The sequence below is a fragment of the Streptomyces sp. NPDC050263 genome (assembly GCF_040655955.1).
Classification (GTDB): Bacteria; Actinomycetota; Actinomycetes; order Streptomycetales; family Streptomycetaceae; genus Streptomyces.
The window spans coordinates 97463-107024 of record NZ_JBFAKW010000020.1; the positions used below are offsets into that span (position 1 = coordinate 97463).

8 protein-coding genes and 1 pseudogene are annotated in these 9562 nt (G+C 71.7%); 2 read left to right on the forward strand and 7 right to left on the reverse strand.

Annotated features, from left to right (window positions below; all coding sequences use genetic code 11):
* Positions 1-15 precede the first annotated feature (15 nt).
* From AB0J04_RS12610 to AB0J04_RS12635, 6 genes are read right to left on the reverse strand one after another with little or no spacing between them, the layout of a single operon-like run.
* The gene (locus AB0J04_RS12610; protein ID WP_363168348.1) at positions 16-819 is read right to left on the reverse strand and encodes a class I SAM-dependent methyltransferase; all 804 of its coding nucleotides are present in this window, start codon (positions 817-819) and stop codon (positions 16-18) included.
* Positions 816-2096 carry an MFS transporter gene (locus tag AB0J04_RS12615; protein WP_363168349.1) on the reverse strand — a complete coding sequence of 427 codons (1281 nt, stop codon included), beginning with the start codon at positions 2094-2096 and terminating at the stop codon, positions 816-818. The genes AB0J04_RS12610 and AB0J04_RS12615 overlap by 4 nt, the downstream gene beginning before the upstream one ends.
* The gene (locus AB0J04_RS12620) at positions 2080-3138 is read right to left on the reverse strand and encodes a dipeptide epimerase (RefSeq protein ID WP_363168350.1); all 1059 of its coding nucleotides are present in this window, start codon (positions 3136-3138) and stop codon (positions 2080-2082) included. The genes AB0J04_RS12615 and AB0J04_RS12620 overlap by 17 nt, the downstream gene beginning before the upstream one ends.
* The gene (locus AB0J04_RS12625) at positions 3135-4238 is read right to left on the reverse strand and encodes a pyridoxal-phosphate dependent enzyme (RefSeq protein ID WP_363168351.1); all 1104 of its coding nucleotides are present in this window, start codon (positions 4236-4238) and stop codon (positions 3135-3137) included. The genes AB0J04_RS12620 and AB0J04_RS12625 overlap by 4 nt, the downstream gene beginning before the upstream one ends.
* Positions 4235-5098, reverse strand: a complete 864-nt coding sequence (locus tag AB0J04_RS12630; protein WP_363168352.1) for a DUF364 domain-containing protein — start codon at positions 5096-5098, stop codon at positions 4235-4237. The genes AB0J04_RS12625 and AB0J04_RS12630 overlap by 4 nt, the downstream gene beginning before the upstream one ends.
* Entirely contained in the window at positions 5095-6351 is a 1257-nt protein-coding gene (locus tag AB0J04_RS12635) for an ATP-grasp domain-containing protein (protein WP_363168353.1), read from the reverse strand. Before AB0J04_RS12635 ends, AB0J04_RS12630 begins: the two co-directional genes overlap by 4 nt.
* Positions 6352-6480: 129 nt before the next feature.
* On the opposite strand from AB0J04_RS12635, the gene AB0J04_RS12640 reads away from it, so the two are divergent.
* Both AB0J04_RS12640 and AB0J04_RS12645 read left to right on the forward strand, forming a co-directional pair.
* Positions 6481-6666, forward strand: a complete 186-nt coding sequence (locus AB0J04_RS12640; RefSeq protein ID WP_363168358.1) for a Tn3 family transposase — start codon at positions 6481-6483, stop codon at positions 6664-6666.
* A gap of 198 nt (positions 6667-6864) precedes the next feature.
* Positions 6865-7098 (forward strand): annotated as a pseudogene (locus tag AB0J04_RS12645) (hypothetical protein); the annotation flags it as partial.
* Positions 7099-7167: 69 nt separating this feature from the next.
* On the opposite strand, the gene AB0J04_RS12650 reads toward AB0J04_RS12645, so the two are convergent.
* Positions 7168-9195: an AAA family ATPase gene (locus AB0J04_RS12650; RefSeq protein ID WP_363168359.1), complete on the reverse strand. Its 2028-nt coding sequence runs from the start codon at positions 9193-9195 to the stop codon at positions 7168-7170.
* Positions 9196-9562 lie beyond the last annotated feature (367 nt).

Here is a 9562-nt window from a genome sequence, read left to right on the forward strand (position 1 = left end):
CTTGAGGTGCGGGTGTCAGTGGGTGGAGTGAAGGCGCGCGACGACGTGCAGCCGGTCCGCGTCCGTCGTGGTGCCGGGCAACCGGCCGTTCTGCCATGGCGGCTCGGTGCGCGGACCGGGCCCGTCGTGGAGTTCGAGCACCTCGAAGCCGTGCACGGCCAGCAGGTGACGCAGCTCCTGAGGGAACAGCAGCCGCCACGCGGAACGCTGCTCGACCGGCGCCGACCCGTCGTCGGCGGTCCACGCGCGCGTACGGCGCAGGAGCTGGGCCGTACGGTCCACGGTGAGCGAGGTGGTGGACCGGTAGGCCGTGCCCTGCCAGGAGAAGGAGTTGACGGCGGGCGTATCGAGCAGGTCGCTGCGGCCGAGGAAGTACGCGCCGTTGCGCATCTCCGCGATCAGCAGGCCGCCCGGGGCCAGGGCGTGGCGGCAGGACTTCAACAACGCGTCGAGCTGGTCGTTGGTGTGGCAGTACAGCAGGGCGCTGTCCAGGCACACGACGGCGTCGAACACGCCCTGGCCCAGGTCGAAGCCGTGCAGGTCGGCACGGACGTACTCGGGCCCGGGGTGGTGGGTGCGGGCGTGGGCGAGCATCGCCTCGGAGAGGTCGGCACCGGTCACGCTGCGGCCGGCGCAGTGGAGGTGGGCGGCGTCGCGTCCGGTGCCGCAGCCCAGGTCGAGCACGTGCGGTCCCGCGCCGTGCCGCCGGAGGCAGTCCTCCGTCCAGCGCCCGGCCAGTCGGCCGGGGTCGGGGAAGCGGGCCTCGTACAGCTCGGGGTTGTCGGTGAGCAGGTTGTGCGCGGCGGTCGTGGACGTCATGCCGGGTCCCTCCTCAGGCCGCCCGCGGGTACGGCGGGCTTTGACGGCGTCGGCAGCGACCCGAGCCGGTGCAGCCAGGCCACGCCCAGCGCGGAGGCGAACCCGAACAAGGCACAGCACGCCCACGGCAGCCAGGCGGCGTCACCACGCTCCCCGGTGTCCATGGCCCAGCCGACGACGGTGTTGCCGACGGCGGCGGCGATGCCGGAGACCACGTAGAAGACGCCGAAGTAGGTGCCGGTGAGTTCGGAGCGGCCGAAGCCGGGGATCAGTTCCATCACGAACGGCTGGGCGATCATCACTCCGAGGTGGAGCAGCAGGGCGCCGATCAGTACGGGCAGGGCGCGCAGCGCCGCGTCGACCGCGCCGTCCGGACCGTCGGACCCTCCGGCCACCACGGCGGGCGGCAGGAACGCCAGGGCCATGAGACCCAGGCCCGTCGCGATCCAGCGCGCCCGCTCCCCCCGCTCCTTGAGGGCACGGGTGACGCGCAGTTGCAGCGCCAGGTTGGCGAGGGTGCCGACGACGAAGACGAGTCCGGCGGCGCCGTCCCAGCCGGTGGCCTGCCGGGCTCCGTCGGGCAGCAGCAGGTACAGCTGGTTCTCCAGGGTGAACATGCCGACCATGGCGAGCGCGAAGGCGAGGAACGCTTTGTCGCCCAGGACCTCACGCCAGTCCGCGAGGACCGTGCCCGTGCTCGGCTCGGCCTCCCGGGCAGGCAGCACGAGGGCCTGCGCGACGGTGAGGGCGGCGAAGATCCCGGCGGCGGTGAGCGCCGACGTGCGGAAGTCCACGAGCAGCAGCGCGCTGCCCAGCAGCGGGCCGATCAGGGCGCCCACGGTGGCGAACACGTTGAACAGGGCGAACGCCTCGGCCTTGCGCTCGGTGGCCTCCTGGGCGATGTAGGTGCGCACGGCGGGGTTGAACAGCGCCCCGGCAAGCCCGCTGAGGACGGACGCGGCGAGCAGCACGGTGAGGTTGTCGCCGAGCGCGAACAGGGCGAACCCGACGGTGCGCAGGGCACAGCCGGCGATGATGACGCCGCGCGCGCCGAGCCGGTCGGAGGCGGAGCCGCCGATGATGAACAGCCCCTGCTGGCTGAGGTTGCGCACGCCGAGCACGATGCCGACGACGGCCGCCGACATGCCCAGGTGGTCGGTGAGGTGGGTGGCGAGGTAGGGGATGAGGAGGTAGAAGCCGATGTTGACGCCGAGCTGGTTGACCAGCAGGAGCTGGACCGCGAGCGGGAAACGGCGCATCTCACGCCACGCCTTCATACGCGCCCACCTCCTGAACTCCCAGGCCGGGACGGTCACTTGCACGTACGACGCCGTCCTCGCCGCCGATACCGGTCCACGGGTCGTGGGCCAGCAGCAGGTGTCCGTCGAGGTCGGCCCAACGGGCCCGGTCGGCGAGGTGGACGGCCGGCGCGAGGCCGAGGCTGCTGGCGGTCAGGCACCCCAGCATCAGCTCCGTGCCGCTGCCGGCGATCGCCTCGGCGATGCGCAGGGCCGCATGCGCCCCACCGCACTTGGCGAGCTTGACGTTGACGCCCTGGACGCGGCCGGCCAGGCGGCGTACGTCCTCCAGATCCACGGCGTCCTCGTCGGCGATGACCGGCAGCGGCGAGCGCTCGGCCAGTGCGCCCAGCGCTTCCGGGTCGCCGGGCGCGACGGGCTGCTCCACGGCCTCGACGCCGAGGTCGGCGAACCGGTGCAGCAGCGCCTCGGCCTGCACCACCGTCCAGGCGCCGTTGGGGTCGAGCAGGAGCCGGGCCCGGGGCGCGACGTCGCGGATGACCCGGACGCGCTCCACGTCGTCCTCCGGGTCGGGGGTTCCCGCCTTGACCTTGATGACCTCGAAGCCGCTCGCCGCGAGACAGCGGGCCTGTGTCGCCGCATGGGCGAGGGAGGTGATGCCGATGGTGCGGGCGGTGACCGCGACCGGTGGCGCGGCGGCACCGAGCAGCCGGTGGACGGGGCGGCCCGCGCGCTTGCCGACGAGGTCGAGCAGCGCGGCCTCGGCGGCGGCGGTCACGGCCGGGGGAGTGCCCTCACCGGCCGACTCTCCTGCCCGCAGGGCCTCCAGGGCGCTCTCGGGGTCGGGGAAGCGGGCGAGTTCCGCGCCGGCGACGGTGAGGAGCCGTTTCAGGGTATCGACGTCGAGTCCGTAGTAGACGCTGGTGACGGCCTCACCATGACCACTGGCGCCGTCGTGCTCGACGGTCAGCCACACGGCGTCGCGGGTGGTCATGGTGGAGCGGGAGATGCGCAGCGGCTCGGCGAGATCGAGGCGTACGGTGCGCAGGCCGGCCTTCACGGGGTCCTTTCCGGATGGGGTACCACGGCCTGGGGTACGGCCTTGAGCGGGTCGGTGACACGGGTGCAGCGCACCCAGCCGGCGGCCTCGGCCGCGCCGGGGTACGGGATCTCGACGGGCCGGGTGGCCGCGGTGGTCGGGTCGAGGCCGTGGGCGGCGGCGAAGTCGTCGTCGTAGACGGTGCCGAGGTAGCGATGCGGGCCGTCGGGGAAGACGGTGGCGACGACCGCGCCGGGGTGGACGCGGGCGGCCCAGGCGGCGACGCGGGCGGCGGCGCCGGTGCTCCAGCCGCCGCTGACGAAGTTGCCGCGGGCCAGGCGGCGGCAGCTGTCCACGGCCTCGGCCGGGCCGACCCAGTGGACCTCGTGGAAGGCGTCGTAGGCGACGTTGCGCGGGTGGATGCTGCTGCCCAGGCCGCGCATCAACCTCGGCCGGGCGGGCTGGCCGAAGATGGTGGAGCCGGTCGAGTCGACGCCGATCAGGCGCAGCGCGGGCCAGCGCCGCCGTAGCGGGCCGATGACTCCCGCGCTGTGGCCGCCGGTGCCGACGCTGCACACCAGGATGTCCAGATGGTCGATCCGGTCGATGAGCTCGGCGGCCAGGGAGGCGTAACCGGCGCTGTTGTCCGGGTTGTTGTACTGGTCCGGCCAGTAGGCGTCGGGCAGCACGGAGAGCAGCTCCCGCAGCCGCTCCAGCCGCGCGGCCTGCCAGCCGCCCCGGGGCGCAGGGCGGTCCACGATCTCCAGCCGCACCCCATGCGCGCGCAGCAACTGCCGCATGGACGGCTCCAGTTCACTGTCGCCGACCAGCACGACGGGATGGCCGAGAGCCTGGCCCGCGAAGGCGAGCCCGATGCCGAGCGTGCCCGAGGTGGACTCCACCACCGGTGCGCCGGACCGCAGTTCGCCGCGCTCACGGGCGCCCAGCAGCATCGACACGGCGGCCCGCGCCTTCATGCCGCCCGCCGCGAGCCCTTCGAGCTTGGCCCAGAAGCCGGGGTGCGGTCCGGGCAGGTCGGCGGTGATGCGGACCAGGGGAGTGCGGCCGAGCAGGGCGAGCAGCTCCGGGCGGGCGCGGGGGCGTACGGCCGCCGTGGTCATCGTCCGCCCTTCGGGCCGGGGCCGCCGTAGCGGTGCACGGCGCCGGGACCGCCATCGAGCCAGAAGAAGGGATACGGCTCGGCGCACACCGCGCTCACCCCATGGCCCAGAAAGCGGGGCAGTACGGCGCTGCCGGTCTGGGCGAACGCCACCAGCTGCTTGTCGTGAGCCAGCGCGTGCCGCCGCAGCGGCTCGAACGTGTCGTTGCCCAGCGTCATCCCGGACACCAGCAGGGCGTCGCAGCGCCCGGCCTCGGTCGGCGCGTCGGTGACGACCGGCTCGCCCCACTCGGTCAGCCCGCCCTTGAGGTCACAGGGCACATAGCTCAGCCCACGCGAACGCAGCCCCTCCAGCAGGGAGTTGACGACTCCCACCACCAACACAGTCGCGCCCGGCGGCAGATCGAGCAGCGCGACGACGGCCTCCGCCCGGGCCCGGGACTTCTCCAGCGACGTACCGGCGGGCAGCGGGACCGGCCGTGCTCCGTTGCGCGGAGTGTGCGCAGCGAGGTGCATCAGATAGGCGTCCAGCGCGGCCACGCGCACCGGTAGCAAGGGATGCTCCAGCAGATGGGCTACGTCGGCGCCCACACACTCCTCGACCACGCGGTCGGGCAGTGTCCCGGGCTCGACCGCGCACGAGCCGACGGCCCCGGCCAGACGCAGGCTGAGGACCTCGTTGCGGTAGCCGGTGCCGCGCCCGCAGTGCCGTACCGCCTGCCGGGTGGTGAAGGCCACGGCGATCCGCTGCGTGGCGGGATCCGGCCCCAGCCCACCGGCACGGACATGCGCCACGAGCTCGTCGTACGACGCGTACGTCTCGAACGTCGTTGTGCGGGCTGTGCCGCTGACGGCGGTCATCGGATCACCAGCCCGGACCGCAGCTCGCCGAGCAGAGCCTCGACGTGGTCGCGGGCGCCCAGCCCCTCGGCGTCGCCCGCCATGACGTGCCCGAGGTACTCGTTGTTGCTGCCCGCCGCCTTCACCTGCTTGCCGGGCTCGGCGAGCAGCACCTCCAACACGCCTGGTACATCGCGGAGTCGGCCGCCATCCAGCTGGTGGAGGGTGCCCGAGGTCTCCGGCACGAGGAAGCCGATGGCCGCGCTGCGCAGCCCGGTGTCGCCGCGCCGCAGGTCCGGCTCGCAGCCGAGGGACACCTCCACGAAGGCGGCGGCCAAGTCGATGCCGGTGACATGGCGGACCAGCTCGGTGATGCGGTTGCCGGCGGGCCGCGGATTGACCTCGACCACGCGCGGACCGGCGGTGGTCAGCTTGATCTCGGTGTGCGCCACCACACCCTCGGTCAGGCCGAGCGCCTTGAGCGCGGCGAGGGCGGTCTCCGCGGCGGCCCCGGTGTCGGCGGTAGGGAGGGCGGCGGGGAACATGTGCCCGGTCTCGATGAACGCGGGCGCCCCGCCGATGCTCTTGTCGGTCACGCCCACCACGTGGACCGCGCCCGCGTGCGACACCGTCTCGACGCTCACCTCGGGGCCGTCCAGCAGCTCCTCGATCAGGACGGCGGGCTCCCGCCGCTGCCCACGGGCGTTGACCGTGAAGTCGGCCAGCACTCGTACGGCGGCGGCGAGTTGCTCCTCGTCGTCCACACGCCGCACGTACATGCCCGCGCACAGGTCTACCGGCTTGACGACCAGCGGATAGCCGATCTCCCGCGCCGCCCCGGCGACGTCGGCCCACTCCTCGTGCACGGCGAAGCGCGGCCCGGGCACCCCGGCGTCGGCGAGGACACGGCGGGTGGCGTCCTTGCGGCAGGCGTCCTCCACCGCCTGCGGGGTCGAGCCCGGCAGACCCAGACGCCCGGCGATCCGCGCCACAGTCGGCAGGTAGTAGTCACAGGAAGTGATCACGCCGTCGAAGCGCAGCACCGCGTGCAGCCGCTCGATCTCCGGCAACAGGGTGTCGGTGTCGTTGGTGTCGGCGGTGATCACATGGCGGGCGCCGAGCAGCGGATGCGCCGCACCCTCGGGCGCCGCGCGCAGGTAGTGGTGGAGGTCGCGGGTGAGGAACGTGAACTCGTGCCCGCCCTCCCGGATCGCCCGTGGCAGCAGTCTGCTCATCGACCCGACCCAGCTCTCGACCATCAGCAGATGAGCCACAACTCCCCTTTTCGTGCCGGCGGTTCAGACGTCGGGGCAGCCCGGAGAACCCTCGGTTGGGAGGGACCGGGCTTCGCGCCCCGCACACGCTATCGATAATCATTTTCATTTACTAGTCCCTTTCATGAGCTGTCGTACGTGGCGAACCGGCACTTCCCGATCGCGCTGCTGAACGAGGCCGTCGCCGACCTGGTCGACGAGCACGCCCGCCTCGACATCTCCCGGGCACGGGGCGACGGAACCGCCGTGGCGGCGGACGGCGCCCACATGGACACTTCGACCTCATGCCCAGGATCAGGAACTGGAAGGGCCTGACCTTCTACCGGCCCGGCAAGACCACCGAGTACGTGCACATCGACGCCTTCCGTGCGCGAGGCGCCGTCTCCTCGGCGACGCTGCTGAAGAGGCTGCGGTCCGGCTCGCACAGGAACGCCACGGACGTCGCCTTCCGCGACATCGGCCGCGACGAACAAGGTCGAGTCGTTCAACCGGTTCTCCCGGCGGGTCGGCTTCGGCAACCAGGGCGTACTCGCCGACAACGACCCCGTCGAGCAGGAGAAGGCGATGAAGTTCAACTCTCTGCTCACGAAGGCGGTGATCTTGAGGCCCTGGCCCATGTCTCGCCGTACCCGACCGAGCACATCAAACGGTTCGGCGAGTACAGCACGCACGAACTCGGCCTCGAACCCGACGCGTACGACCCGAAGCTCGACGTCGACCTCACCCCGCTGCGCGAAGGGGATCTGAACGTCGTCCGCTTGGACCGGGCCGCGTGATGCCGGGCGCGATCGCGGCGACGACGCGGGCCCCGAGTCGTCAGACGGGCTGGACGGTGATGGTGCAGAGGCGCTTGGTGGCCCGGGTCAGGGCTACGTACAAGTCCCTTTCCCCACCGGGGCGGGCCGTGATGATTTCCTCCGGGTTCATGACGACGACCTCGTCGAATTCCAGGCCGCGTGCTTCGGACGCCGGCACGATGCGTGCGTGGTGAGCGATGCCTTGGGCCGTCAGCTCGCTCACCCTGCTGTCCGCGCAGATCACTCCCAGAAGGGCCCCCGGGTGCGCGGTGCTCTGGGCGCGGAGTTCCTGAACGACGGCGGTGACCAACCCGTCCGCAGCTGTGGTCACGGTGCGAGGACTCTCACCGCTTCGCAGTGACCGGGTGGGCTTCTGGTCCGCAGCGATCCGCGTGAGCAGGTCCCGGACGCTCTCCAGGATCTCCTGCGTGGTGCGGTAGCTGACGGTCAGGTTGTGCAGTTTGAACCGCGGCCCGACGTTCGGGCTCAGTGCTTCCTTCCAGTCGCGTGCTGTCGCGACCGGGCCCGCCTGGGCGAAGTCACCCACCAGCGTCATCGCCCTTGCCGGGCAGCGGCGGACGATCATCCGCCACTGCATGGCGGTCAGTTCCTGCGCCTCGTCGACGACGACGTGCCCGTACGTCCGCTCGGGCGGGCCGTCGACCAGGCTCGCCGCCTCGTCCAGCAACGGCACATCGGCATCGGTCCACGGGTCGTCCGGACCGCGCAGCAGAAGGGAACGCTCCTGCGCGGTCAGGCGGGGCAGGCGCTCGGCGAGAGCGCCGGCGTTCGTCAGGAGCGCCTTCACGAGGTCACCGGGTACCAGCCGCGGCCACAACGCCTCGACCGCTCGGTCGACGCCGGCGTCGTCTAGGAGATCGGCTCGGATGGCGTCCAGGTCCAGCTCGTGGACCGGACCCGAGTCGGCCGCGCCTTCGGCACGGCGCCGGGCGGCTCCTGTGAACCGGTCGAGGTCCATGCCCGTCATCCTGGCGGCATCGGCGTCGATCTGCTCCAGGAGGTCGCCCATGTCTCGTTGCATCGCGTCGGTGACGGCGTCGGTCAAGAGCTCCCTGAACACCTGGCGCGCGGGGTTGTGCCCCGGTGCGGCCGCCACGGCGGCGTCGCGTGCCGTGGCGACTTCCTCGCCGGACAGGTGAACCAGTTCCTGTCCGACCCGCACGGTGAAGTCACCCGCGGGGGCCTGGTGGACGCGCAACAGGCCGGCCAAGGCGTCGGCGAGGTCGGAGCTGCCCTTGAGACGCGCCGTATCGAACGGGTCCACCGCGTCCGTGGACACTCCGGCCAGTTCCCGGCAGGTCGCCAGAACGACGTCGTTCTCTCCGAGCGAGGGAAGGACCTGGGAGATGTAGTCGAGGAACCGGGCGTTCGGGCCCACCACCAGCACGCCCTCCTCCGCGGCGCGCGGGAACGCGTACAGGACATAGGCCGCCCGGTGCAGGGCGACCACCGTCTTGCCGGTGCCGGGCCCGCCCTGCACCACGGTCACCCCGCGGTGGGCGGAGCGGACGATCTCGTCCTGCTCGGCCTGCAGCGTCGCGACGGCCGCGTGCATCCTGCCCGTACGCCGTGCCGACAGAGCCTCGGTCAACGGGCCGTCCCCCACGACGTCCTCGTCGGTCGGGGCGGTCCCGTCCAGCAGTTCGTCGCTCACCGAGATGACCGTTCGCCCCTCGAGGCGCAGGTGTCGGCGCCGCCGCAGGTCCATCGGGTGGACCGGTGTCGCCTCGTAGAAGGGCCGCGCCGCGTTCGCGCGCCAGTCCACGAGCAGAGGCAGGTCATCCTCCTCCGTATGCAGTCCGATCCGCCCGATGCGCAGGGCCGTGCCGTCCGTCCAGTCGATGCGCCCGAATACCAGCCCTTTTTCGGCGACCTCCAGCCGGCCGATTTCCTTGGCCAGACGCTCGGCGGCGATTTCTCTCTCGTATGCCTCACCGGCGCTTTCCGCCGGGGCCTTCAGCGCACTCGCTCGGTGTGCTCGCGCCTCGGAAAGCCGTTCGGTGAGCAACTCGTATAAGGAGGACACATAATCCCGCTCCGATTCAACCGCACGCACTGCGGGATCATTAATTTTCGACAACAGGGGGCTCCTTCGATTCGAGCCACACCATACGGTCAAGGTTCCCTGAAGGTAACGACGTGGTGTACGACAGTGATCGCGGTCTGAGCCGGAACGCAGAGTGAGCCGCACGGGTTGGTGTTGTTGTGACGCAATACCTGGCCCGTACGGCTCTCTCGCATCGTATCTGCACTGGCATCTCGCGTCGTCGACTCGGCGCGCTCATCGCGGAGTTGGCGCCCGGGTGGATGGCGCGGGAGGACTCGCGGCTGCGGGAACGTCGAGGTCACGAGCGTCTGCGGGCCGAGGGCGGTGGGCCGGGCCATCAACTGGT

Excerpts from the sequence above, each read along its gene's own strand:
- AB0J04_RS12610 (WP_363168348.1), bottom strand. The coding sequence starts at position 819 with ATGACGTCCACGACCGCCGCGCACAACCTGCTCACCGACAACCCCGAG.
- AB0J04_RS12615 (WP_363168349.1), bottom strand. The coding sequence starts at position 2,096 with ATGAAGGCGTGGCGTGAGATGCGCCGTTTCCCGCTCGCGGTCCAGCTC.
- AB0J04_RS12625 (WP_363168351.1), bottom strand. The coding sequence starts at position 4,238 with ATGACCACGGCGGCCGTACGCCCCCGCGCCCGCCCGGAGCTGCTCGCC.
- AB0J04_RS12630 (WP_363168352.1), bottom strand. The coding sequence starts at position 5,098 with ATGACCGCCGTCAGCGGCACAGCCCGCACAACGACGTTCGAGACGTAC.